Origin of the sequence: Acinetobacter sp. RW6, assembly GCF_041956835.1 — a bacterium.
GTDB lineage: Bacteria > Pseudomonadota > Gammaproteobacteria > Pseudomonadales > Moraxellaceae > Acinetobacter > Acinetobacter calcoaceticus.
The window spans coordinates 2342037-2366090 of record NZ_CP167121.1 but is presented as its reverse complement, the minus strand read 5'-3'; the positions used below and the strand labels follow the sequence as shown (position 1 = coordinate 2366090).

Below are 24054 nucleotides of genomic sequence, written 5' to 3'. Positions count from 1 at the left end.
CTATACTCCTTTAGAATAATTTTATTTTTATAAACAAAGTGTTAATGTTTTTGGTTTTATCTATAATATCGATTTATCGGTATATTTTTTAAATAAATACTGAAGATTAATAAAGGATATTGGATTAATTGATTGGCTAAGTCTAAGCTGTGTTCATGAAGAAGCAGCTGGTGTCATAAGAAATTTAAGTACATGACTCTAGGCTTCAATCGATGAAATCCTAAAATGAATACAGGACAATATCATGACTACATATCAAACAGCGATTGATGCAATCCGCGAACTAAAAGCAAAATTCGGTAGCACTTGGCGCGATATTAGCCCAGAAGATGCTGCACGTATGCAAATGCAGAACCAATTCAAAACTGGTTTAGACATTGCTAAATATACAGCTGCGATTATGCGTCGTGATATGGCTGCTTATGATGCTGACTCAAGCAAATACACTCAATCATTAGGTTGCTGGCACGGTTTTATCGCGCAACAAAAAATGATTGCGAACAAAAAATACTTCGGCACTACTGAGCGTCGCTATATCTACCTTTCTGGTTGGATGGTTGCTGCTCTTCGTTCAGAATTTGGTCCACTTCCTGACCAATCTATGCACGAAAAAACTTCAGTACCTGCGTTGATCGAAGAAATCTACACTTTCTTACGTCAAGCTGATGCAAAAGAATTAAACGATTTATTCCGTGCGCTTAAAAAAGCAAACGAAGCTGGCGATACTGCTAAAGCTGCTGAAATCACTGCTCAAATCGACGGTTTCCAAACTCACATTGTGCCAATTATTGCTGACATCGATGCTGGTTTTGGTAACGAAGAAGCGACTTACTTGCTTGCTCGTAAAATGATCGAAGCTGGTGCTTGTGCGCTTCAAATCGAAAACCAAGTATCTGATGCGAAACAATGTGGTCACCAAGCTGGTAAAGTAACTGTTCCACATGAAGATTTCATCTCTAAAATCCATGCATTACGTTATGCATTCTTAGAAATGGGTCTTGATGACGGTATCATCGTTGCGCGTACTGACTCTGAAGGCGCTGACTTGACTCAAAAAATCCCAGTGGTTAAAGAGCCAGGTGACATTGCTTCTCAATACATCGGTTTCTTAGACACTGTTGAAATTGACATTGCTGATGCTCAAGAAGACGAAATCTTGATCAAACGTGATGGTAAATTACACCGTCCTAAGCGTTTACCTTCTGGTTTATATCAGTTCCGTGCTGACACTCAAATTGACCGTGTTGTACTTGACTGTGTATCTAGCCTTCAAAATGGTGCTGACCTTCTTTGGATCGAAACTGCGACTCCAAACGTAGAAGAAATTGCTCACATGGTTAACCGTGTTAAAGAAGTTGTTCCAAATGCGAAGCTTGTTTATAACAACAGCCCATCATTCAACTGGACTTTAAACTTCCGTCAACAAGCTTACGATCGTTGGGTTGCGGAAGGTAAAGACGTTTCTGCTTACGACCGTGCTAAATTAATGAGCGCTGAGTATGATGCTACTGAATTAGCTGCTGATGCAGACGCTAAGATCCGTACATTCCAAGCAGATGCTTCTCGTGAAGCGGGTGTGTTCCATCACTTGATCACACTTCCTACTTACCACACTGCTGCTCTTTCTACACATGAGCTTGCACAAGGTTACTTCGGTTCTGAAGGTATGTTGGCTTATGTTGCTGGCGTACAACGTAAAGAAATCCGTGGTGGTATCGCTTGTGTCAAACACCAAGCAATGGCTGGTTCTGACATCGGTGATGATCACAAAGAAATCTTCTCTGGTGACAATGCACTTAAAGCGCATGACGATGCTAAAAACACAATGAACCAATTCGCTGCACACTAAGAATTGATTTCAAAAAAACCCGCTCAAATGAGCGGGTTTTTTTATCATTAATATATAATTATTTTTTCAATACATAGTGTTCAGCTAAAGAACCTTCAACTTTCTTACCATCCATATCTAAAGCAGTTGCCGTATTTTCACCAATGAAGAATTTACGATTTTGTCCTTTGTCATCTAAGGTAATTACAGAAGTATTATCTTTGTCAAAAGTAAACGTACCATGTGTTTCAAATGGATTTTTATCACCTTTGCCAAGATAAGTTTCAGTCAATTCATAAGTTTTATCATCTTTTAACTCTAACTCAGTTTTAATGCCTTCACAGTCTGCACATGGAAGAGTGCCTTTATATGTACCGTCCCAATCTAGTGAGTTTTCAGCTGTATGAGCGGTATCTACTGCATTGTTATTTGATTCAGTAGTTTGTGCAGGAGCAGAGGCTTGTTGTGTTGTATCGGCTTTATTTTCGTTTTTGCTACAAGCAACAAGAAGGGCACTTACAAGTGCAACTGATAATAATGTTTTTTTCATGATGATCTAAACCTCGGAAAATAAATAAAAAAGCAATAAATAGGCTATGAAATATGAGAGCTTAATAAAAGTTTAAGTATGTAATTTAATTTTAACAAAAGGTAAAGTGAGTAAATTTTGAATAATTATTAAAACAAAAATAAAAAGGAGGTATTCACTAAAACGATTTAATGAATACCTTATAAATTACGGTTGTGCTGAAACTCCACCTAAGGAGTCGCATGCTGATTTATAGAGTTGGTATTGTTGCTTTAAAACCTCATCCAGCGGCATGTCGAATAATTCTTCACCATTTTTGTAGCTCTCTACGTATGAAGTTGCTTTTTCTTTGCTTACCGCTAAAGATTGCTGGTAGTAAGAATTAATCGAGCTTGTTGCAAGCTGGCTTGTCTCAACATTTTTACATTCGAAATTGTGCAGGATCTTTTCTGCACGTTTGACCTCACTAGATTGGCCAAAAATACACCCAGTTAAAAAGACAAGTGGGGTTAACACGAAAAAAAGTTTCATGGAGAGCAAGTATGGAAGCAACGGTGGGCGCTATTGTATAAACAATTCCATAAGTTACTGTGGTTTTATGTTAGACATTGATGATTTTTTAACTCATTAAAATCGAAAAATTGTATCTAATTTTATCAGTCGGCTTATTTTCATATTTGGTGCGTATTTTGCTTATAAGTTTAAGCACTTATTTTGAACATATGAACCAGAATGAATCAGGCACAACCGTTTCCAAAAAACTCTTCAGCACCATTTTGGTATGCACAACTCGAGCTCGGTTTTTGTTTTGAAAATTCACGCACCATAATGAGTCATCGAAAACATCATGGCCCTGTTAGGGTGCAAAAAATGCTCTGGCCTGAAAGAACAGGTGTATGCCATGCGATTATTGTACATCCACCAGCAGGAATTGCAGGAGGAGATCATCTTACTTTTGAAATTGAAACCAAAGATCAAGCCCATGCGGTAGTGACTACTCCCGGAGCGGGGAAATGGTACAAAACCAATGGGAAACAAGCTTTTCAGCATATTCATTTGCATGTGAAAGATCAGTCTATTTTAGAGTGGGTTCCACAAGAAACGATGCTTTTTGATGGGGCTTTAGCGCATTCAGAAACTCATATTCATCTTGATAATGCTGCAAGTTTTATTGGATGGGATATGTTGGTACTTGGGCGACAGGCACGTGCTGAGCGCTTCGTTCAAGGGAGTTATTACAACCAGTTTAAATTATGGCGCGAAAATAAATTGTTGGTTGCAGATACATTGTATTTTGAAGGAGAAGATCGTTGGCTTAGTTCATGTTTAGGTATGAACAATCAAGCCGTGATGGGAAGCTTTTGGGCAGCCGCTCCAGAGAAATATCGTTCGCCATTTTACTTAGAACAACAGCTAGAACTCATTCGTGAATTGATGATGCGTATGCAAGCACCTGTCACATTAACATTATTGGATGATGTGGTTTCGGCTCGTTTTCTAGGAAATGATGTCCGACATTGTCATGATGCTTTTGCAGCTATACGGGCTAAATTACGTCGATATTGGTTTGATTTAAAAGAAGAATTTCCAAGAATTTGGAAAACCTAAGTTACGTTAAATTGCGTATTTAAAAAACAATTAAATTCAGTATGCTACTTTTGAGCACGTATTTTGCTTAAAGAATATAAATGAAATTTAGGAAAGAGATATGGAACTCAATCCAACAGAAAAAGATAAATTACTGATTTTTACAGCAGGACTCGTTGCTGAACGCCGTAAAGCGCGTGGCTTGAAACTGAATTATCCTGAAGCTATTGCTTTTATTTCAGCAGCTTTACTTGAAGGTGCGCGGGACGGTATGACGGTCAGTGATTTAATGCACTACGGTACTACTTTATTAAAGCGCGAAGATGTGATGGATGGTGTGTCAGAAATGATTGCTGAGGTTCAGGTCGAGGCAACTTTTCCAGATGGCTCAAAATTAGTCACAGTTCATCAGCCAATCGTATAAAAGGAATGCTTATGATCCCCGGCGAAATCATTACTCCAGATGCTGATATTGAACTGAATGTTGGACGGCAAACTTTAAAAGTTGTAGTGGCTAATATTGGCGATCGGCCTATTCAGGTGGGTTCTCATTTTCATTTTTATGAAGCAAATGATGCACTACAGTTTGATCGTGAGCTAGCTAAAGGCTTCCGATTGAATATTGCAGCTGGTACAGCAATTCGTTTTGAACCGGGACAAACTCGGGAAGTTGAGCTGGTTGCTTTAGCGGGTAAGCGAGAAGTTTATGGTTTCGCAGGCCGCGTCATGGGCAAGTTGGATTAGACATAACAACGATAATGAAAGAGATGAGTATTAAGTTATGAAAATGTCACGTCGTGCATATGCTGAGATGTTTGGTCCAACAGTCGGTGATCGTATTCGCTTGGCTGATACAGAGCTCTTTATTGAAGTTGAGCAAGACTTAACGACATATGGTGAAGAAGTTAAATTTGGCGGCGGAAAAGTCATTCGTGATGGGATGGGGCAATCCCAACTTTTAGCTAATGAGGTTGCTGACACCGTCATTACCAATGCTTTAATTGTGGATTGGTGGGGAATTGTTAAAGCTGACGTGGGCTTAAAAAATGGCCGAATTTGGAAAATAGGAAAAGCTGGAAATCCAGATATTCAACCAGACATTACGATTCCTTTAGGGGCTGCAACAGAAGTGATTGCGGGTGAAGGACAAATTTTAACAGCAGGTGGTATTGATACCCACATTCACTGGATTTGCCCTCAACAAGTTGAAACTGCGCTAATGTCAGGGACAACAACAATGGTCGGTGGCGGTACAGGACCAGCAGCCGGAACTTCGGCAACGACAGTGACTCCGGGACCTTGGCACATTGCTACCATGTTACAGGCGATTGATGATTTGCCTATGAATATTGGTTTATTAGGCAAAGGTAATTTAAGTTTACCAGACCCAATTCGAGAGCAAATTAAAGCTGGAGTGATTGGCTTAAAACTGCATGAAGATTGGGGTTCAACACCAGCAGCCATTGATAACTGCTTGAGCGTTGCAGATGAGTACGATGTGCAGGTCGCGATTCATACAGATACTTTAAATGAAAGTGGTTTTTTAGAAGAGACTCTAGCCGCATTTAAAAATCGTACGATTCATACCTACCATACCGAAGGTGCAGGTGGTGGGCATGCACCAGACATTTTAAAAGCAATTGGACAAAGTAATGTTTTGCCGTCTTCTACTAATCCAACAAGACCTTATACCATCAATACCATTGATGAACATTTAGATATGCTGATGGTCTGCCACCATTTAGACCCAGCAATTGCTGAAGACATCGCTTTTGCAGAAAGTCGTATTCGCCGTGAAACGATTGCAGCCGAAGATATTCTGCAAGACTTAGGCGCAATTGCCATGATGTCATCGGACTCTCAGGCAATGGGGCGTGTAGGGGAAGTGATTTTACGTACTTGGCAAACTGCCCACAAAATGAAAATTCAACGTGGGCCATTAGAGGGTGATAACGAATTTCATGATAATAATCGTGTTAAACGTTACATTGCCAAATATACGATTAACCCTGCAATTACACATGGTTTAAGTCATGAGGTTGGTTCGGTTGAAGTTGGAAAACTTGCTGATTTGGTGTTGTGGAAACCTGCCTTTTTTGGGGTGAAGCCATCTATGATTATTAAGGGTGGCATGATTGCAGCAGCACCGATGGGTGACATTAATGCTTCAATTCCGACACCTCAACCAGTGCATTACCGTCCAATGTTTGGTGCCTATCCACGTGGCGTACATAACACTTGTATTACCTTTTTATCTCAAGCAGCGATTGATGAAAAAGTTGCTGAGAGATTAGACCTTAAAAAGTTAATTAGCCCATGTAAAAATACGCGTGCGATTAGCAAAACCGATATGAAACACAACACATATTGTCCTGTCATGCATGTACATCCCGAGACTTACGAGGTGAGAGCGGATGGTGAATTATTAACATGTGAACCTGCTGAAGTATTACCGATGGCACAGCGCTATTTCTTGTTTTGATGATTTTTATAGAGGTAATTCACCTCATTGCTGTATTTGTAGATATGAAATAAATAAGGAGAGAAGCTAAATGAAAATCTATACCCAACGTCTTGAAGATATTTCTCCTGATCAAACATTTGAAACGGTTGAACTGACTTTTGATACCCGCCAAAAATCACGGTTTCGAGCGGCTTTAGCGAGTGGCGTAGATATTGGTGCCGATTTACCACGTACTGGCATTTTGCGCAGTGGTTCATATATTGCAACTCAACAAGGTGATGTACTACGTGTTGATGCTAAGCCTGAACGTTTGATGCAAGTGATTGCTGCAACCGATTTTGATTTGCTTAAAGCTGCCTATCATCTAGGTAATCGACATGTGCCATTAATGCTTACACCTACTGCTTTATATTTTGAGCCTGATCATGTACTTGCAGAAATGGTAGAGGGCTTAGGTCTGAAAGTGACAGAGATTGATCATCCGTTTGAACCTGAAAGCGGTGCCTATGCACAGCATAGCCATGATCATCGCTTAAGCCCAATCAAAGCTTTGCACCATGTCCATTCATAACGCGGCGCAATTACTTCAATTACTGACACTGTCTTCTACGGCATTGCCAGTTGGAGCATATTGTTATTCACAAGGTGTAGAAACAGCCATTGATATTGGCTTAATACACGATGAAACGTCGGCAATTTCTTATTTCGAAGAAGTGCTTGAAATGCTGTTAGTGCGGTTTGAGCTGCCAGTACTGAAACGTCTTATGCAACATCATGATGACCAAGATCAGTTTCTGGTTTGGGCAAATTTATATAGAGCAAGCCGAGAAAGCAAAGAGCTTTTAGCGGAATCTCAGCAGCTGGCATTTTCTTTAAATGCATGGATTAGAGATGTTTTAAAAAAAACTGTTGAGGTTAAAAAGCAGTTTGGTTTTGTGCCTGTCTATGCACAGCTCTGTGGTCGGCTTGAGCTTAAAGACGCTGATGTGCTCACAGCTTATACCTTTACTGTTTTAGAAAATCAGGTTCTGGCTGCGGTAAAAACCGTACCGTTAGGGCAAATGGCTGGACAAAGAATTTTATGGCATTTACATGGTTTGGTACCACAGGCGATAGAGAAAGCCTTAAAACTTAATGATGAGCAATTGAGCAGCGCTTTACCTCGTTATGCCATGCTGAGCATGAAACACGAAACACAATATTCACGGTTATTCAGATCTTAAGTTTAGGAAAAAAGGATAAAAATCATGACAGAACGTAGTCCATTACGAGTTGGAATTGGCGGGCCGGTGGGTTCGGGTAAAACTGCGCTTACTCTTAATTTATGTTTAGCCTTGCGTAATAAATACAACATGGCTGTGGTAACGAATGATATTTATACCAAAGAAGATTCAAATTTTTTAACCCGTAACGAAGCAATGTCGCCAGATCGTATTGTAGGTGTAGAAACAGGGGGATGCCCACATACAGCAATTCGCGAAGATGCTTCAATTAACTTGGCTGCAATTGATGATTTGTGCGAAAAATTTGAAGGCTTAGAACTCATTATTATTGAAAGTGGTGGTGATAATTTAGCGGCAACATTTAGCCCCGAACTTTCTGATTTAACGTTATATGTAATTGATGTTGCCGGTGGCGAAAAAATTCCACGTAAGGGTGGGCCTGGCATTACCAAATCAGATTTACTCATTATTAATAAAACTGACCTTGCGCCAATGGTCGGTGCAAATCTTGATGTGATGGATCAAGATGCGAAACGCATGCGCGGCGAAAAACCATTCTTATTTTCAAATATGAAAACACAAGACGGTCTTGAAGAAATTATTCAATTTATCGAGAAACAAGGGCTGTTTAAAGCTTAAGGAGAGATTATGGACTTCATAAAAAAATGGGGCATAGGGCTCCTTGCATTGCTACCTACACTTGTAATGGCACACCCTGGACATGACCATGAACATTCGGGTTTTATGGCAGGTTTTATTCATCCATTTACTGGTTTAGATCATTTAGTGATGGCCTTAGCTTTCGGTGTTTTACTCTGGTCAGCAGCTAAGCAATGGAAAGTTGCAGGTGTCATTACTTTGAGTGTTACCCTTATTGTAGGTTTTTTAATCGGTGCTCAAGGTTTAGTGCCTGTAAATGTTGCTGAATATGGGATTGTTGCTTCTTTGATTGTTACAGCAATTGCACTGTGGACAAAATCAAATCGTGTTTTACCTATCGCTGCGGCATTACTTGCAAGCTTTCATGGTATAGCGCATGGTGTTGAGTTAGCACAGGCAGGCCATGTCGTTGCATTAGTAACAGGTATGGTTGCGGCTATGGCTTTAATTTATTGTGGTGGATTGGCATTAGGTGCTGCACTTACACGATATGTGCCTTATGGCAAAAAAATTGTAGGTGCTTGTGCGGCAGTTGTTGCAGTGATTGGTTTAAGTTAATTAAAACCTTGCAAAAAAAGGTAGCTTTAAGCTACCTTTTTGGATTTGCAAAATAAAATGTGTGTGCATAAAAATATTTATACTGTTTTTACAGCAATTATTATCTTTTATAGTGGATATGTTCAGGCCTATGATTTTTTTCAACCAGAAAGTGATTCTACTTTCCTAGATTCAGACCAGTTGTTAGATCAATCAGATTTAAACTTGGAACAAAGGCGGTTAGCCATTGAGCATGATGATGAAGTTAATAACTATAATGTGCTCAAAAATGAATTTTATTCAAATGAGCGTTGGGTGATTTATAATTATACAGCCTATGATACGGGACAACTTCAGAACAAAAACATCAATGGTTTAACGAATCATATTAATATTCAAGACTTATCCATTTCAGTTGGATATGGAGTTAATTATAGTGTTAATCCAAGACTGAAAATTGGTTATGAATATATTTCGAGTTTTCCTTATGATCGAGGTCAACTCATACGATTTTTTACGATCTATTTATTTTGAAATACAAAATGAGAATAATCTAATTCAAATAAATAGATCAGGTAAATTAATTCATCATAAAAATGCTATATGATTAAATTTTCTGATAAAGCCCTGCGTGTACTGTACCAGCTTTCGTTGTTTTAACTTGTTGCCATGTTGAAGGAAGGTGAAGCTGAGATAAATCTCGGTCAGCTTCAACGTAAATATACCCATTCTTTTTAATATGCGGTTCTGCCAAGTTCGAGAGTTCTTGCCATAAATCTAGACTATAAGGTGGATCTAAAAACACCACATCGAACTGTTCTTTTAAACGGGGTAAAGCTTGTTGGGCAGTTGTATTGATTAAATGACAGTTTTGAGCTTTTAATAGCTCAACATTATCTTTTAAAAAACGTGCCTGAGTCTTGTCTGGTTCAATCATATAAACTGATGCAGCGCCACGTGACAATGCTTCAAAACCTAATGCGCCAGAGCCTGTGCACACATCAAGAACATGCGCATTTTGAATATCCCACATGAGCCAGTTAAACAAAGTTTCACGTACACGGTCTGGCGTTGGACGTAATCCATCGATACTGGCAAATGGAAGTACTCTTCTTTTCCATTCGCCACCAATAATGCGTAATTGATTTTTCATTAATCATCAACCTCATTCGTTGCAGAAGGAATTGGTGCAGCTGGGGTTGAAGCTGCTGCTACTGGAGCAGAACTTGGATTTTCACCACCGCTTGAGAGTTCACCTGGTTTAATTCCTGCAGTCATCAGTCCGCCATTAACTTGATGGTTTGCTGGTCGAATCGGGTTTTTCTTACGAGTTAATAACCAATAATCAAAAATAGGTTTTGCAAGTTGGGCAGCAGAACCACCATGACGACCATTTTCCCAAATTACGGCAATTGCAATTTCTGGTTTGTCCGCTGGTGCAAAGCCAACGAATAAACCATGGTCAAGTTGACGTTCGCTCAGGGCTGATTCATTGTAACGTTTACCCTGTGCAATACTTTTAACCTGCGCAGTTCCTGTCTTTCCTGCAATTTGATATAGAGATGTACGAATGCCTCGGCCAGTACCTGATTGAATTACATCAACCATGGCATCGCGCATTTGAATCCAGTCTTCATCCGTTCCATTGAAGTTGATTTTTCCATCAGGCGCATTACGCACAGTAAATGGTTTTGAACCATGAGTTGCACGTAAAACGTGAGGGGTGACATGAGAACCACGATTGGCTGTAATTGCGGTTGCCATAGCAAGCTGTAATGGGGTAGCTGTAAAAGCACCTTGACCAATACTCACAGAAATAGTTTCACCTTTCATCCACTTGGCTTTGCGAGTACGCATTTTCCATTCAGGATTTGGATAAAGACCTTCACTTTCACTTGGTAAGTCGACACCTGTTTTTTGACCGAATCCAAATTGACGCATCCATTGGTTCATTTGATCAATACCCATTTGATGGGCAAGAATATAAAAATAGGTATCACATGACATAATGATGGCTTTATGCATGTTTACGATGCCATGACCAGATTTTTTCCAGTCGCGGAATTTATGCGAATCACCAGGTAAGTGAAAATAACCTGGGTCAGAAATTGCTGTTGACCAGTTCACAATACCGTAGTGTAAACCACCCATTGCTTCCATTGGTTTAATGGTGGAACCTGGTGGATATGCACCTTGTACAGCACGGTTATAAAGCGGTTGATCTAAACTATCACGTAAAGAACTATAATCTTTATGGTTAATGCCAGTCACAAATAAATTAGGGTTGAAACTTGGACTAGATACTAAAGCCAGAATTTCGCCAGTACGAGGGTCGATCGCTACAATGGCACCACGACGGCCTGCGAGCTGTTGAGAAGCAACGAGTTGTAAACCATAATCTAAAGATAAATAGAGGTCATTCCCGCGAGTAGGATCTTTGCGGCCTAAATGGCGCAATATGTTACTGTGGGCATCTGCTTCAACAGATTCATACCCTGGTGTTCCGTGTAGCAAATCTTCATAGCTTTTCTCAACCCCAATCTTTCCAATCAGGTTGGTTCCAGCATATAAATCTTTATCAATACTTTTTAATTCTTTATCGTTAATACGCCCTACATAACCAATCACATGAGCAAATAACTCACCATGTGGGTAATAACGGGTCATTTGTGTTTCGATTCTTACGCCGGGAAACTTATATTTAGCTTCACTGAACTTGGCAATATTGGCTTCAGTTAGATTAAGTTTAATCGCGACACGTTCAGTTTTTCGAGCAGTTTTTATACGACTTTTGAAACGATCAATATCTTCTTGTGTTAGATCTAAAATAGGCTGTAACTGCTCAACAACATGGTCGGCGTCTTCTACATCTGTTTTACTTAAAGTTGCTGTAAAAACAGGATAGTTGTCTGCCAGTAATACACCATTTCGGTCATAGATATAACCACGAGCCGGTGGAAGTGGCTGCAAGCGAATCCGGTTTTTGTCAGATGCAGTAGAGAATTCATCGTAGTGGAAAATTTGTAGATAAGCGTATCGGCTAATTAATACTAATAAGCAAATGATAACCAGACCTACGGCAAAAAAGATTCGTCCTCGATAAATGCGCTTTTCTTGCTGGATATCTTTTAAAGGAAAGTGCTGCTTCATAAGGATCGACTTAATGACATAGGGTAGAAAAATAGCTGCTTATTCTAACGCAAGAGAGCTTAAAATATTGCATAATTTTCAAAGTTTCATTGCCTTTTAATAAGATACGTTTTGACTTTGCAGACAACAAAATTGTAGATACTTGTATATAAGAAGCAAAATAATTCTGTTAAAGTCTCTCATTCAATAGAATAGGGTTGTTCTCACCATACGATTAGGGAAAATGGAGAAAATAATGAGAAAAATTTATCCCTTACTTGCAGTTTTGACGGTAAGTAGTTGGGCTCAAGCTCAAGACTATTCGTTTCTTCCAGAAGCAAAATTAGCAGGACATACGGCATCTACGTGGAATGTGGGTGCTGGTTTTACACAAAAATTATTACATCTAAACGGCGAATGGGTAAACCCTTATGGTATTGCCTATGCAAAAGTTGGCGCATTTTTGAATGGTGACAAAACTGCTGGTGGACAAGTCGGGTTTCGATATCCTTATTATCTTACCGGCACAGATAAAAATGGTTACTATATCGGTTTTTATGCTGGGCATCTCGATAGTAAAGAGGTCGATGGTGATTATAAATCCCGTTTAGGCGCTGGTGTCGATTTGGCCTATGTATTGTTGAATTCAGAAAGAATTAGTACTTTTAGTGTGGGTATTGGTGCGGCTGAAAAGTTGACTGACCAAAATGGAAATGTTGCCGCGGATACTAAACCACAAATTCAATTTTCTTATTCTCTAAGTTTTGGTTTATAAAAAAGCAGTTTATTGTTAACTCGCCATAAGCAGAGCACAAATAAATACGAGAGTCTTACATGTTAGAGTACGTCAGCGGATTGTGGCAGACCTTTTTACACAGACCTGATTTTTGGGCCGTTTTAAGTATTATTCCAGTCACTGCCTTTGTTACATGGGCACACGTGTGGATGGCTTTAAAAATGGTGTTTTACCCAATCAAATTTTGGGGTTTCCACTTAGGTCCACTACCAGTAGGTTGGCAAGGTATTGTGCCACGTAAGGCTGGACGTATCTCAGGTATTATTACTGATAACACTTTATCTAAATTAGGTTCATTGCGTGAATTTTTAGAAGCAATGGATCCTGAAGACATGGCACGTATTATTGGTGAACAAGTTGGGTTTGAGCTTGAACATCTTATTGATGAAGTCATGATCGATCGGAATGCTGTACTTTGGGAAAACTTACCTTATTCAATTAAACGCCGCATTTATGCTCAGGCGCATAAGCAATTACCAGGCGTGTTAAGAGAATTAGTGACTGAGCTGACCATGAACGTCGAGTCACTGGTTAATATGCGTGAAATGGTGGTGAGCCAAATGGAAGGCGATCGTCGTTTGATGGTACGCATGTTCTTAAAGGTTGGTCAAAAAGAAATCAACTTTATTTGGCATATTAGCGCTTTAATTGGAATGTTCTTTGGTATTTTCCAAATGATTGTTTGGTTTGTCGTACCTTGGCACTGGACAGTCCCGTTTTGGGCTTCAATTTGGGGTTTTTTAACGAACTGGATTGCAATCTGGATGGTGTTTAACCCTCTTGAACCACATTATATTCGTTACCCACAGATTTTTAGGTTAACAAAAGATCGTAAGTTCCCTTGGATTGTACCAGTTCTTCGAATTGGGACCTATAATTTCCAAGGTGCTTTCATGAAGCGTCAAGAGGAAGTCTCTGATGTGTTTTCAAGCGTAGTAACAGAAGATCTGATTACGTTAAAATCGATTATGACCGAAATGATGTACGGGCCGCGTAAAGATAAAACCCGCCGCATTGTGAAGCGTCATATTAACGAAATTATGGAAACACCGTTAGTTCGTACATCTTTACAGCTTTCTTTAGGGCCAAGAGAGTACGCAAGGTTAAAGACGGACTTGATTGATCGTTCAATTGAAATTACGATGGGACCCGTATGTGACCCAGGGCTGAACGCAAGCCGGGCACAGAAGATTTTTCAAATGTTTAAAGAGCGTATTCGCGAACTGACACCAAAAGAGTTTCAGAATTTATTGCGTCCTGCATTTCAGGAGGATGAGTGGATTCTTATTGTACTAGGTGGGGTAACCGGATTTATTGCTGGTACAATACATTTGTTTGTGGCTTTCTTATAATTCGACGTCGGGCAGGATCTATTGAAGATTAATGAGACTTTTTCTGCCAGGCTTCACATTCATTGTTTTAAATGAGGATGTTTTTTATGCGCATTATCTTACTCGGACCACCTGGGGCAGGCAAAGGGACTCAGGCTCAGTTGATCTGTAAGCGCTACAATGTCCCACAAATTTCAACCGGTGATATGCTCCGTGCTGCAATTCGTGAAGGTACTGAATTAGGTCTAAAAGCTAAAAGTGTAATGGAATCTGGTGGTTTGGTTTCAGATGAACTTATTATCGGTTTAGTAAAAGAACGTATTGCTCAACCTGACTGTGCAAATGGCTGCATTTTCGATGGTTTTCCACGTACTATTCCACAAGCTGAAGCTTTGGAAAAAGAGGGGATTAGCATTGATCACGTGATTGAAATTGATGTTCCTGATGAAGAAATCGTACAACGTCTTTCTGGTCGTCGTCAGCATCCCGCTTCTGGCCGTGTTTATCATACAGTTTACAACCCACCTAAAGTGGAAGGTAAAGATGATGAAACTGGTGAAGATCTTGTTCAACGTCCAGATGACCAAGAAGAAACGATTCGTAAACGTTTAGCGTCTTATCATACAGAAACTGAGCAATTGGTTGGTTTCTATCAAAGCCGTGCTGCATCTGGTGAGAATGCGCCGACTTATGACAAGCTTAATGGTTTACGTACAATTGAAGATGTACAAACAGACTTATTTAATATTTTAGATAAATAATTAAAATATTATTTGTGACAAGGAGCTCTCATCATGAGGGCTCTTTTCTTTCATTCAGTGCAGGAGAACAATATGAAAATCATATTGATTTTGGTGGTATTGCTAAGTCTGGCACTCGTCATATTTTTGGGTTATCAGAGCTATAAAATGCTTAGGCAGGTACAAAAACAAGCAAAAGAAGATCGTAATCAGAACAAGCGTCTAAAGTAAGTTTGATTGGGTATGTTACCTATACCCAACCATATTTTTAAGCTTCAATATTTTTAATAGTAATTTGTTTTTGCGCGCCAAATTCAAAACGATCAGGCCAGTTGCAAACATCTGCAACCACACATTCAGCACATTTAGGTTTACGGGCTATACAGCAATAACGGCCATGCAATATGAGCCAGTGATGTGAATCTAAAATAAATTCTTTAGGAATGACCTTAATTAAGCGGTGTTCAACTTCAAGTACATTTTTACCTACGGCTAAGCCAGTTCGATTTCCCACTCGGAAAATATGTGTATCGACGGCCATAGTCGGTTGTCCGAAAGCTGTATTTAAAACAACATTTGCAGTTTTACGACCCACACCTGGCAAGGCCTCTAAGTCTTTCCTGTTACTTGGAACTTCGCCGTTAAATTGCTCCATTAAAATCTTACAGGTTTTAATGACATTTTCGGCTTTGGCATTGTAAAGACCAATTGTTTTAATATATTCCTTTAAACCATCTACGCCCAAGTTATAGATTTTCTCAGCGGTGTTGGCCACAGGATAAAGCTTATCAGTTGCCTTATTCACACTCACGTCGGTAGCTTGAGCTGACAACATAACAGCTATAAGTAACTCAAAAGAAGATGAATAGTTTAACTCGGTTTGAGGTGACGGTCGTTGTTCGCGAAGGCGTTCAAAGAATATTTGAATCTGCTTTTTCGTCATATTTTTGACAGCCATTCAGACCTCCTGTAGTTGCATAAGTTGCTGTTGTAGTTCTTCAAGTTGAAGACGCTTTTTAGCATCTTCACGCACACCTAGCTGTTTTTCCAATTTCTTAATTTGGGTGCGGATTTTGGCTAACTCAATCGTAGTTTTTGCATCAGTTAACACAGCTTCTTTAGGTTTCTCGATGAGCTCAATTGAAGGTAGTTCATCAAGTACCTGAGAGAACTGAGCAAACAGTTGAGTGTCAATTTCAGCGCGTACCACAGGACCTTTACGGTGACTGCGACGCTTTTCTTCACGTTGAATATGTGAGTAGTAGCGTTGCCTTAAATCATTTTGTTCTGCGGCACGCTGTTGTTCATTTGGTAAGGCTTGTGTGTCTTCGACCAGATCAATGCAATCTACTGGGCAAGGTGGAATACATAACTCACAACCCGTACATAAGTCGGTCAAGATGGTATGCATGAGCTTACCACTGCCAATGATAGCATCTACAGGACAAGCACTAATACATTTGGTGCAGCCAATACATTCGTCTTCACGAATAATCGCTTTCATTCGCTGTGGACGACCATCTGTTTGTACAGGCCATACGCTACTTTCAGCAGTTAGTGGAGAGCGATTGAGTAGATTTGCCAGTGCATCAGCAACAGGTTGTCCACCTGGAACACATTTATTTGCTTCTTCACCTTCAGCAATCGACTTTGCGTAGGGTAGACATCCATCACGATGTCCACATAGACCACATTGTGTTTGTGGTAATAACGCATCAATCTCGCGTATGAGAGAAATAGATGAATTCATAGTGGGCAAATAGCTTGGTTAAAACGATGCGATAATGAAGAAAAACCTAAGTAAGGTCAATGGATTTTAACGAATTTATCGGGTTTTTAATTGACCTAAAATGTAGCTAATGTTGCACAATAATAGATCAATAAAAGTGAAGAGTTAAATTACTATTTCTTATTTTTGAGTAGTTTTTCTAAAAATAAGTTTTTGATAATTAAGATGAATAAAATAATTTAAAATAACTATTGTTAAAATTGATGGAAAGGGATTTAATATTTTGCTGCTAAATGATGCATTTAATAATGTATTGCACCAATTTAATTCATGACTATGCTGAGGACCGTGCATTGAAATACAACAATCTGAATGAATTCCTGAATTACGTGCAAGCGCGTGATCCGCATCAACCTGAATTTTTGCAAGCTGTCGAAGAAGTAATGATGAGTTTGTGGCCATTTATTGAAAAAAATCCAGAGTATGCGGAACAGGGATTGTTAGAACGCCTTGTTGAACCGGAGCGAGTTATTCAATTTCGTGTTTCATGGATGAATGATCAAGGTCAGACTCAAGTTAACAGAGCTTTCCGTGTTCAATACAATTCAGCAATTGGTCCATTCAAAGGGGGAATGCGTTTCCACCCATCGGTCAATCTATCAATTTTAAAATTTTTAGGTTTTGAGCAGACTTTTAAAAACTCACTTACCACTTTACCTATGGGTGGTGGGAAAGGTGGTTCAGATTTCGATCCGAAGGGTAAATCTGATGCTGAAATTATGCGATTTTGTCAGGCATTAATGATTGAGCTATACCGTCATTTAGGACCGAATACTGATATTCCTGCGGGGGATATTGGGGTGGGTGCACGTGAAGTCGGTTATATGGCAGGCATGATGAAAAAGCTGAGTAACGACACTGCTTGTGTCTTTACCGGTAAGGGAATTTCATTTGGTGGTAGCTTAATGCGTCCAGAAGCAACTGGTTATGGTACGGTTTATTTTGCAGAAGAAATGCTAAAAGCGCGTGGCCAGTCTTTCGTTGGCAAAACAGTCTCTGTTTCTGGTTCGGGTAATGTTGCGCAATACGCGGCAGAGAAGGCCATGTTCTTAGGGGCAAAAGTTGTTACTTTGTCTGACTCTAACGGAACTGTTTATGTAAAAAATGGTTTTACAGATGAATTACTTGATGAAGTCATGAATCTTAAAAACGTTAAACGTGGCCGTATTTCCGAGTTTGCTTCTAAACATGGCTTTGAATATTTTGAAGGTAAAACACCTTGGCATATTCCTGTTGATATTGCTTTACCATGTGCTACGCAAAATGAATTAACAGGTGAAGACGCTAAAACGTTGATCGAAAATGGTGTAATTTGTGTGGCTGAAGGCGCTAATATGCCATCTACACTTGAGGCAGTTGAACACTTTATCAAAGCTAAAATTTTGTATGCGCCAGGAAAAGCATCTAATGCAGGTGGTGTTGCAACGTCTGGTTTAGAAATGTCTCAAAACGCAATTCGTTTAAGCTGGACACATGCTGAGGTCGATGAGCGTCTACATGCAATTATGAAAGACATTCATGCCAATTGTGTAAGATACGGTACAAAAGAAGACGGTACTGTTAACTATGTTGATGGCGCCAATATTGCAGGCTTTGTAAAAGTAGCTGATGCAATGCTTGCCCAAGGTATTTTCTAAGAATAGAAATAAAAAAATCCGATGCCTGAGCATCGGATTTTTTTAATCTAAAAACTTATTTTTTAGGTTTTTTAACTAACTCTTGCTCTACAACCATATCTAACACATCTGCTAGGCTAGATTGGTCTGCTGCTGGATTTTTCACTTCAAAACGTTTTACACGTAAAATTACGCGTTGGTCTGGATTGTGTTCAAAACCTTCAATTTGACCATAATATAATGACCAGTTTTTGTCAGCGTAAGTTTTAACACCTTTGTCATCATATTTAATTTCACGAACTTGCATACATGTTTGTGGTGCTACACCAGTACATGATTTAGTTTGTGGAGCAACTTCTAGGAAAATAGTTTTCCCTTCAGATTGATATTTTGCTTCAGGTGTCATTTTACCAGTAAAGGTATATTTTTGACCTTGCGCATCAGTTACCGTTAATGTCGGTTGATCAACGTTTGTTGTATTAAGCTCAAATGGAATTGCACGCTTTTGGAAGAGGTTGCTAGAAAATTGTTCCTGTTTCATTAAAGCAGGTTCACAAGCCATCATAGTTGACATTACGTCAGACGTTACAATCGTATTGTTTTCAACTTTCCAAGTTGTTCCTTGACGGTTACAACCTGTTGCGATAGATAAACGGTCATTGCTAAAGTTAAGAACGATTGGTTTTTTTGTATTTTCAGGTTGGTAAGACCAAGAATAATCTGTTAAAGCTTGAGTATTCACTGCTTTTTGACCTTGGAAAATGTGCTTTTGACCAGTTTTATCTGTCACGCTTAAAATCACCTGACCATTATTGTTGCTAATTTCGATTGGTAATTTCGCTTCATTAAAGATGCTAGTAGAAAGTTGCTCTTGTTTCATTAAATCGTCTTGGCAAGCCATCATGGTTGAAACAAGGTTAGATGTAACAAGTTGGTTGCCTTCAATTTTCCAAGTACCGCCTTGGCCATTACAACCCGTATTAATTGCTAATTTACCATCTGCATTAAAATTAAGTACGAGTGGTTTAGAAGCTTTTACATTTTGATAAGTCCAAGCATATTCACCTAAAGTGGCTGCAAGGTTTTGTTGTTGCTCAGATACAATCGGAGCAGGAGTATTTGTAACTGTTTGACACGCCATCAAAGAAAAAGGTAATAACGCAAGAATTAAATATTTAATTTTCATTTAAAAACTTCAAGTAAAAAAACAACAGCAATAAGCTTAAAACATTCTTAAAAAAAGAAAATGTAAACATTTGATTGTTTCGGTTTTTAAAATGTATAAGTTTGTAAGTTATTCTAATTTTCAACAAAAATAATGGTATACCCCGAAAAACGGGGTATTTGCTAATAATTAATCAAAACGATAGATATCCATGCCTAGTGAGCCCATTGTGAAGCTGCTGTGAACAATCGTAAAGCGATTGCCTGAACCCATAGCAAAAAACAAAGGCGCAAAATGTTCAAGGGTAGGATGATTACGTTTTACATAAGGCAATGACTGCCATTCCAGTACACCATCATAATCTTGATGGGTAAGTTTATTAACAACAGCATTTCTAAAAGTTGAAGCCCATTCAGGAACTTTAGAGTTGTCTCCTTGCCAAGATAACTCTGCAAGATTATGGGTAATGCTGCCTGAACCAATGAGTAGAACTTGTTTGTCACGTAAGGGTGCGAGAGTTTGTCCTATACGATAAATTTCTTGTGCGCTTAAATTTGTTGGCAAAGAAATTTCGACTACAGGAATATCAGCGTCAGGATACATATGTAATAGAGGCATCCATACACCATGGTCACGAGGACGGGTGCTATTAGCATGGGCAACAAAATGAGCATCTGCTAGTAATTTTAAGATTTCTTCGGCGAGTTCTGGTTGACCGGGTGCGCTATAACGAATTTCATATAATTCTTTAGGAAAACCGCGGAAGTCATGCCATGTTTCGGGACGAGTCGAAATACACACTTCAAGTGCTTTACTCTCCCAATGCGCAGACATCACAATGATTGCCTTTGGTGTAGGAAGATTTGCACCTAAACGGTGTAGAGCAGGTCCTACTTGTTCCGGGTCAAGTGCAAGCATGGGTGAACCATGTGAAATAAACAGTCCAGGAAGGGTTTGTAGTTCCATTGCATTACACCTGAGTTGAAAAGCAGAATAATAGTCATTATGCCAAAATCAGGACATGTTAAAAGTATCCTGATTTCAACGGATTGTTCCTAAAATGAAACGGTTGTTGTTTTTATGCACGGTGATAGGGATGATTATGATTAATAGTCATCGCCCGATATAGTTGTTCAATTAATAAAACCCGTACCAAAGGATGAGGCATTGTAAGTTTTGAAAGTGACCAATGCCATGCAGCAGCTTTACGTACCTGATCCGATAAACCATCTGGGCCACCAATCGCAAGTACTACATCATTACCTTCAAGCATCCATTGTTTCATGGTATCAGCTAATTTTTCTGTACTGAGTTCTCGACCACCGACTTCTAGGGCAATTAAAGTTTCATTTTGTTTTAACGCATTTAGAATACTTTCGCCTTCAATTTGGCAATACTTTAAAATATCTGCTTCTGAATCATTCTTACCACGTTTGGCCATAGGAAGTTCAATGACTTGGGTTTGCACAAAAGGTTGGATACGTTTGAAATAATCTTCAAACCCAGTGAGAACCCAAGCAGGCATTTTTTGACCAATGGTCAGAATACGAATTTTCATGTTATCTATTCATTCAAAAACAGCTTGCGCATTATACCTGAGGAAAAGATAAGTTCGCGGTAGTAAAATAGGCATAAAAAACGCAGTCCAAAAAACGGTGTTGGACTGCGATCAAATGATCATCTGTCTGGAGTTCAGATGATCATAGAGAATAAAAACAAGGCTATCTATAAAATAATAGATAACGAAGGGCACTTAATTTAATTAAATACTCTTAATACCTATTATGAGGATGGTTGGATATTTTTCAATCAAATTGTGTAACAAAAAAAAGAGAGCCGAAGCTCTCTTTTTTCACATTTTAATTAGTGACGTGCTGCTTTTGAACCTTCCACCGGTTTTACAATCGGTGTTTTTGGTAAAGGCTTTGGCATCGAAACTAATGCTAAAGGTAAGATGTCATCAATACTTTTTACAGCTTTGATTTCTAAACCTTCTTTAACATTGGCTGGAATTTCTGCCAAATCACGAACATTATCTTGTGGAATAAATACAAGTTTGATTCCACCGCGGTGTGCTGCAAGAAGTTTTTCTTTTAAGCCACCAATACGCATTGCACGACCGCCTAAACTTGTTTCACCAGTCATTGCGATATCTGGACGAATCGCGATACCTGTAAATGCTGATACAAGGGCAGTGGTTAATGCTAAACCAGCAGATGGACCATCTTTTGGTGTTGCACCTTCTGGTAAGTGAACGTGTACATCAGTTTCTTCAAAACGAGAAGCCTCAATACCTAGCTCATCGGCACGCGTACGTACTAAAGTCATTGCTGTGGTAATAGACTCTTTCATGACATCACCGAGTGAACCAGTGGTAATGAATTTACCTTTACCTTTTACAGCTGCAACTTCAATGGTAAGTAACTCACCACCTACAGATGTCCAAGCTAGACCATTTACGCGGCCTACTTGCGCTTCATCTTCTGCAATACCAAAGTCAAACTTGTGTGGACCTAAGTATTCTGGAAGATTAGCAGAGGTAATATCAAGCTGTAAGTTTTTAGACTTTTTACTTACGGCTTCTTTTACCACTTTACGCGCAATTTTAGACACTTCACGTTCTAAACTACGAACACCAGCTTCACGTGTGTAGCGTTGAACAATGTCACGAATCGCTTCTTCATGAATTGTTAACTCTTTTGCACGTAGACCATTGTTCTTAATTGCTTTTGGAACAAGGTAGCGTTCAGCAATGTTCACTTTTTCATCTTCGGTATAACCCGGTAGACGAATAACTTCCATACGGTCAAGCAATGCTTCTGGAATGTTCATGCTGTTTGCAGTACAGATAAACATCACTTCAGACAGGTCAAGATCCAGATCTAAATAGTGATCGTTGAACTTACTATTTTGTGATGGATCTAATACTTCAAGCAATGCAGAAGCTGGATCACCACGGTAGTCTTGTGCCATCTTGTCAATTTCGTCGAGTAAGAACAATGGGTTCTTCACGCCAACTTTTGTTAAAGACTGTACGATTTTACCTGGCATCGCACCAATATAAGTACGACGGTGACCACGAATCTCAGCTTCGTCACGTACGCCACCAAGCGCCATACGAACAAACTCACGACCTGTTGCTTTCGCTACTGACTCACCAAGTGAAGTTTTACCTACACCAGGAGGGCCTACTAAACATAGAATCGGACCTTTGAGTTTTTTAACACGAGACTGAACAGCCAAGTATTCAACAATACGATCTTTAACGTCATCTAAGCCGTAATGATCTGTATCAAGAATCTCTTGAGCTTTCGCAAGGTTAATACTCACTTTGCTCGCTTTATTCCACGGCGTATCTAAAATTACTTCTAGATAGTTACGTACAACAGCCGCTTCACTAGATGCTGGTTGCATTGCTTTAAGCTTACGGAACTCAGCTTCAGCTTTTTTACGTACGTGTTCAGGTAAATCAGCTTCAGCAAGACGCTTTTCTATTTCAGCAACGTCATCTTCAGCGCCGCCATTCATGTCAGAAAGTTCACGTTGAATGACTTTCATTTTTTCATTTAGAAAGTATTCACGTTGGTTTTTTTCCATTTGGCGTTTTACGCTGTCATGCAAAGTTTGTTCAATTTGCTGTTCTGCAGATTGATTAACCAAGTAGCTCATAAGCTCTTGCAAATGTGCTTCAAACTCATCGTGCTCTAAAAACTTCTGTTTAATTTCAATATTTAGAGGCACACGTGTTGCCACGAAGAACATAAGCTGTAGCAAGTCTTCAATTTTATTAGCAGCTGCAACCAGTTCACGTGCATTACGTAATTTTGCTTCAGCATATTGAGCAAATAAAGTACGTAACTCTTGTAAACGAGTTTCTTGAGTAGCTTTATCTACGTTAATTGTCATTGGACTTAAGCTATGTTCAGCAGTCAAATGGCTATCTTCATCGATAATTTTTTCAAGCTTAGAGCGCTGTAACCCTTCAATCAGTACTTTGATGCAGTTTTCATCATTTTCATGATTTACGACCTGAACAATCTTAGCGACAGTTCCGTACTGATAAAGGTTATCGTGATCAATATCTTCTGTAAGCGAATCTTTTTGCGCAACTACAAATACTAAATTGTCACTGTTACGAGCCACATCAACTGCATTGATCGATTTTTCACGACCCACGAATAACGCAATTTGCATGTGTGGATAGACCACTACATCACGTAACGCTAAAAGTGGTAATACACTTGGAACCTGAGGCTCTAAGTCAGTTTTTTCATTCATAATAAGTTCAGACATGGGCACTCCTAATGAGTGACAACGAGGTTGCCATGTTTTTATAGTGATGTGTATTTTGAAAATTACAAGGGCCTTTCAATAGAAAATGTGGAAAAAATGACTAATTTAGTCAACTTTTTTTAAAAATATTATGAATCAATGAATTAATTCTTAAGAAGAATAAAATTTTGTAGCAAGGATAAGTAATTTAGCTTAATAATTATGAAATATTCATATAACAAAAAAACCATTTGGATGGAAAGTAACCAGTTTCTTATGCCATTTATAAGCAATGTATTGTTAACAATAATGCAAAACTTATTCGATGTTGAACACTAAATAGGCGTGTTAATATAAATTGGTAAAGCGGTCTGTCACTTAAAAGTAA

Annotated in this window: 25 protein-coding genes; 15 read left to right on the top strand and 10 right to left on the bottom strand. The window is 39.1% G+C overall.

Annotated elements, in window-relative coordinates; all coding sequences use genetic code 11:
* Positions 1 to 244 precede the first annotated feature (244 nt).
* Positions 245 to 1849, top strand: a complete 1605-nt coding sequence (locus ACB088_RS11245; RefSeq protein WP_003653024.1) for an isocitrate lyase — start codon at positions 245 to 247, stop codon at positions 1847 to 1849.
* Between the two features lie 58 nt (positions 1850 to 1907).
* Here ACB088_RS11245 and ACB088_RS11240 read toward each other — a convergent pair whose 3' ends face one another.
* On the bottom strand, positions 1908 to 2378 hold the full coding sequence (locus ACB088_RS11240; protein WP_375036995.1) for a copper resistance protein NlpE: 471 nt from the start codon (positions 2376 to 2378) through the stop codon (positions 1908 to 1910).
* A gap of 186 nt (positions 2379 to 2564) precedes the next feature.
* Positions 2565 to 2888: a hypothetical protein gene (locus tag ACB088_RS11235; protein ID WP_005042208.1), complete on the bottom strand. Its 324-nt coding sequence runs from the start codon at positions 2886 to 2888 to the stop codon at positions 2565 to 2567.
* Positions 2889 to 3089: 201 nt separating this feature from the next.
* Between ACB088_RS11235 and ACB088_RS11230 the strand changes: the two genes are divergently transcribed.
* From ACB088_RS11230 to ACB088_RS11190, 9 genes are all read left to right on the top strand, one after another.
* The gene (locus ACB088_RS11230; RefSeq protein WP_375036994.1) at positions 3090 to 3965 is read left to right on the top strand and encodes an urease accessory protein UreD; all 876 of its coding nucleotides are present in this window, start codon (positions 3090 to 3092) and stop codon (positions 3963 to 3965) included.
* Between the two features lie 100 nt (positions 3966 to 4065).
* Positions 4066 to 4368: an urease subunit gamma gene (gene ureA, locus ACB088_RS11225; RefSeq protein ID WP_005042204.1), complete on the top strand. Its 303-nt coding sequence runs from the start codon at positions 4066 to 4068 to the stop codon at positions 4366 to 4368.
* An 11-nt stretch (positions 4369 to 4379) separates the two neighbouring features.
* Positions 4380 to 4688, top strand: coding sequence for an urease subunit beta (locus tag ACB088_RS11220; RefSeq protein ID WP_004641817.1), 309 nt, complete (start codon positions 4380 to 4382; stop codon positions 4686 to 4688).
* A gap of 37 nt (positions 4689 to 4725) precedes the next feature.
* The gene (gene ureC, locus ACB088_RS11215) at positions 4726 to 6426 is read left to right on the top strand and encodes an urease subunit alpha (RefSeq protein ID WP_375036993.1); all 1701 of its coding nucleotides are present in this window, start codon (positions 4726 to 4728) and stop codon (positions 6424 to 6426) included.
* A 70-nt stretch (positions 6427 to 6496) separates the two neighbouring features.
* Positions 6497 to 6979 carry an urease accessory protein UreE gene (gene ureE / locus ACB088_RS11210; RefSeq protein WP_133746562.1) on the top strand — a complete coding sequence of 161 codons (483 nt, stop codon included), beginning with the start codon at positions 6497 to 6499 and terminating at the stop codon, positions 6977 to 6979.
* Entirely contained in the window at positions 6966 to 7631 is a 666-nt protein-coding gene (locus tag ACB088_RS11205; RefSeq protein ID WP_375036992.1) for an urease accessory protein UreF, read from the top strand. The genes ureE and ACB088_RS11205 overlap by 14 nt, the downstream gene beginning before the upstream one ends.
* A gap of 24 nt (positions 7632 to 7655) precedes the next feature.
* On the top strand, positions 7656 to 8270 hold the full coding sequence (gene ureG / locus ACB088_RS11200; protein WP_002117800.1) for an urease accessory protein UreG: 615 nt from the start codon (positions 7656 to 7658) through the stop codon (positions 8268 to 8270).
* Positions 8271 to 8279: 9 nt separating this feature from the next.
* On the top strand, positions 8280 to 8849 hold the full coding sequence (locus ACB088_RS11195; RefSeq protein WP_375036991.1) for a HupE/UreJ family protein: 570 nt from the start codon (positions 8280 to 8282) through the stop codon (positions 8847 to 8849).
* Positions 8850 to 8906: 57 nt separating this feature from the next.
* Entirely contained in the window at positions 8907 to 9362 is a 456-nt protein-coding gene (locus ACB088_RS11190) for a hypothetical protein (protein ID WP_199990310.1), read from the top strand.
* Positions 9363 to 9435: 73 nt separating this feature from the next.
* Here ACB088_RS11190 and rsmD read toward each other — a convergent pair whose 3' ends face one another.
* Positions 9436 to 9981 (bottom strand): 16S rRNA (guanine(966)-N(2))-methyltransferase RsmD, encoded by a 546-nt coding sequence (gene rsmD / locus ACB088_RS11185; RefSeq protein WP_092707554.1) that lies wholly within the window; start codon positions 9979 to 9981, stop codon positions 9436 to 9438.
* Complete coding sequence (gene mrdA / locus ACB088_RS11180) at positions 9981 to 11978, bottom strand: penicillin-binding protein 2 (RefSeq protein WP_375036990.1); 1998 nt, start codon at positions 11976 to 11978, stop codon at positions 9981 to 9983. Before mrdA ends, rsmD begins: the two co-directional genes overlap by 1 nt.
* A 235-nt stretch (positions 11979 to 12213) precedes the next feature.
* Here mrdA and ACB088_RS11175 point away from each other — a divergent pair, with 235 nt between their 5' ends.
* From ACB088_RS11175 to ACB088_RS11160, 4 genes are all read left to right on the top strand, one after another.
* The gene (locus ACB088_RS11175) at positions 12214 to 12732 is read left to right on the top strand and encodes a hypothetical protein (RefSeq protein WP_375036989.1); all 519 of its coding nucleotides are present in this window, start codon (positions 12214 to 12216) and stop codon (positions 12730 to 12732) included.
* Between the two features lie 59 nt (positions 12733 to 12791).
* Positions 12792 to 14105, top strand: a complete 1314-nt coding sequence (locus ACB088_RS11170; protein ID WP_375036988.1) for a hypothetical protein — start codon at positions 12792 to 12794, stop codon at positions 14103 to 14105.
* A gap of 86 nt (positions 14106 to 14191) precedes the next feature.
* Positions 14192 to 14845 (top strand): adenylate kinase, encoded by a 654-nt coding sequence (adk, locus tag ACB088_RS11165; RefSeq protein ID WP_003652994.1) that lies wholly within the window; start codon positions 14192 to 14194, stop codon positions 14843 to 14845.
* Between the two features lie 72 nt (positions 14846 to 14917).
* Positions 14918 to 15055 carry a hypothetical protein gene (locus ACB088_RS11160; RefSeq protein ID WP_375036987.1) on the top strand — a complete coding sequence of 46 codons (138 nt, stop codon included), beginning with the start codon at positions 14918 to 14920 and terminating at the stop codon, positions 15053 to 15055.
* Positions 15056 to 15092: 37 nt separating this feature from the next.
* Here the strand turns inward: ACB088_RS11160 and nth are convergent, their stop codons facing one another.
* Both nth and ACB088_RS11150 read right to left on the bottom strand, forming a co-directional pair.
* Positions 15093 to 15782 carry an endonuclease III gene (gene nth, locus ACB088_RS11155; RefSeq protein ID WP_199990210.1) on the bottom strand — a complete coding sequence of 230 codons (690 nt, stop codon included), beginning with the start codon at positions 15780 to 15782 and terminating at the stop codon, positions 15093 to 15095.
* Positions 15783 to 16574, bottom strand: coding sequence for an RnfABCDGE type electron transport complex subunit B (locus tag ACB088_RS11150; protein ID WP_045434527.1), 792 nt, complete (start codon positions 16572 to 16574; stop codon positions 15783 to 15785).
* Positions 16575 to 16846: 272 nt separating this feature from the next.
* Here ACB088_RS11150 and gdhA point away from each other — a divergent pair, with 272 nt between their 5' ends.
* Positions 16847 to 18250 (top strand): NADP-specific glutamate dehydrogenase, encoded by a 1404-nt coding sequence (gdhA, locus tag ACB088_RS11145; protein ID WP_375036986.1) that lies wholly within the window; start codon positions 16847 to 16849, stop codon positions 18248 to 18250.
* A gap of 55 nt (positions 18251 to 18305) precedes the next feature.
* On the opposite strand, the gene ACB088_RS11140 is transcribed toward gdhA, so the two are convergent.
* The 4 genes from ACB088_RS11140 to lon form a co-directional block, all read right to left on the bottom strand.
* Positions 18306 to 19415, bottom strand: coding sequence for an META domain-containing protein (locus ACB088_RS11140; protein ID WP_375036985.1), 1110 nt, complete (start codon positions 19413 to 19415; stop codon positions 18306 to 18308).
* Positions 19416 to 19583: 168 nt separating this feature from the next.
* Positions 19584 to 20360 carry a class III extradiol ring-cleavage dioxygenase gene (locus ACB088_RS11135; protein WP_056478551.1) on the bottom strand — a complete coding sequence of 259 codons (777 nt, stop codon included), beginning with the start codon at positions 20358 to 20360 and terminating at the stop codon, positions 19584 to 19586.
* Between the two features lie 112 nt (positions 20361 to 20472).
* A complete protein-coding gene (gene rlmH / locus ACB088_RS11130; RefSeq protein ID WP_375036984.1) occupies positions 20473 to 20952 on the bottom strand; it encodes a 23S rRNA (pseudouridine(1915)-N(3))-methyltransferase RlmH in 480 nt (159 codons plus the stop codon).
* 305 nt (positions 20953 to 21257) lie between these two features.
* Positions 21258 to 23687, bottom strand: coding sequence for an endopeptidase La (gene lon, locus ACB088_RS11125; RefSeq protein WP_045434518.1), 2430 nt, complete (start codon positions 23685 to 23687; stop codon positions 21258 to 21260).
* Positions 23688 to 24054: the final 367 nt, after the last annotated feature.

Excerpts from the sequence above, each read along its gene's own strand:
- ACB088_RS11245 (WP_003653024.1), top strand. The coding sequence starts at position 245 with ATGACTACATATCAAACAGCGATTGATGCAATCCGCGAACTAAAAGCA.
- ACB088_RS11240 (WP_375036995.1), bottom strand. The coding sequence starts at position 2,378 with ATGAAAAAAACATTATTATCAGTTGCACTTGTAAGTGCCCTTCTTGTT.
- ACB088_RS11235 (WP_005042208.1), bottom strand. The coding sequence starts at position 2,888 with ATGAAACTTTTTTTCGTGTTAACCCCACTTGTCTTTTTAACTGGGTGT.
- ACB088_RS11230 (WP_375036994.1), top strand. The coding sequence starts at position 3,090 with ATGAATCAGGCACAACCGTTTCCAAAAAACTCTTCAGCACCATTTTGG.
- ureA (WP_005042204.1), top strand. The coding sequence starts at position 4,066 with ATGGAACTCAATCCAACAGAAAAAGATAAATTACTGATTTTTACAGCA.
- ACB088_RS11220 (WP_004641817.1), top strand. The coding sequence starts at position 4,380 with ATGATCCCCGGCGAAATCATTACTCCAGATGCTGATATTGAACTGAAT.
- ureC (WP_375036993.1), top strand. The coding sequence starts at position 4,726 with ATGAAAATGTCACGTCGTGCATATGCTGAGATGTTTGGTCCAACAGTC.
- ureE (WP_133746562.1), top strand. The coding sequence starts at position 6,497 with ATGAAAATCTATACCCAACGTCTTGAAGATATTTCTCCTGATCAAACA.
- ACB088_RS11205 (WP_375036992.1), top strand. The coding sequence starts at position 6,966 with ATGTCCATTCATAACGCGGCGCAATTACTTCAATTACTGACACTGTCT.
- ureG (WP_002117800.1), top strand. The coding sequence starts at position 7,656 with ATGACAGAACGTAGTCCATTACGAGTTGGAATTGGCGGGCCGGTGGGT.
- ACB088_RS11195 (WP_375036991.1), top strand. The coding sequence starts at position 8,280 with ATGGACTTCATAAAAAAATGGGGCATAGGGCTCCTTGCATTGCTACCT.
- ACB088_RS11190 (WP_199990310.1), top strand. The coding sequence starts at position 8,907 with ATGTGTGTGCATAAAAATATTTATACTGTTTTTACAGCAATTATTATC.
- rsmD (WP_092707554.1), bottom strand. The coding sequence starts at position 9,981 with ATGAAAAATCAATTACGCATTATTGGTGGCGAATGGAAAAGAAGAGTA.
- mrdA (WP_375036990.1), bottom strand. The coding sequence starts at position 11,978 with ATGAAGCAGCACTTTCCTTTAAAAGATATCCAGCAAGAAAAGCGCATT.
- ACB088_RS11175 (WP_375036989.1), top strand. The coding sequence starts at position 12,214 with ATGAGAAAAATTTATCCCTTACTTGCAGTTTTGACGGTAAGTAGTTGG.
- ACB088_RS11170 (WP_375036988.1), top strand. The coding sequence starts at position 12,792 with ATGTTAGAGTACGTCAGCGGATTGTGGCAGACCTTTTTACACAGACCT.
- adk (WP_003652994.1), top strand. The coding sequence starts at position 14,192 with ATGCGCATTATCTTACTCGGACCACCTGGGGCAGGCAAAGGGACTCAG.
- ACB088_RS11160 (WP_375036987.1), top strand. The coding sequence starts at position 14,918 with ATGAAAATCATATTGATTTTGGTGGTATTGCTAAGTCTGGCACTCGTC.
- nth (WP_199990210.1), bottom strand. The coding sequence starts at position 15,782 with ATGGCTGTCAAAAATATGACGAAAAAGCAGATTCAAATATTCTTTGAA.
- ACB088_RS11150 (WP_045434527.1), bottom strand. The coding sequence starts at position 16,574 with ATGAATTCATCTATTTCTCTCATACGCGAGATTGATGCGTTATTACCA.
- gdhA (WP_375036986.1), top strand. The coding sequence starts at position 16,847 with ATGATGCATTTAATAATGTATTGCACCAATTTAATTCATGACTATGCT.
- ACB088_RS11140 (WP_375036985.1), bottom strand. The coding sequence starts at position 19,415 with ATGAAAATTAAATATTTAATTCTTGCGTTATTACCTTTTTCTTTGATG.
- ACB088_RS11135 (WP_056478551.1), bottom strand. The coding sequence starts at position 20,360 with ATGGAACTACAAACCCTTCCTGGACTGTTTATTTCACATGGTTCACCC.
- rlmH (WP_375036984.1), bottom strand. The coding sequence starts at position 20,952 with ATGAAAATTCGTATTCTGACCATTGGTCAAAAAATGCCTGCTTGGGTT.
- lon (WP_045434518.1), bottom strand. The coding sequence starts at position 23,687 with ATGTCTGAACTTATTATGAATGAAAAAACTGACTTAGAGCCTCAGGTT.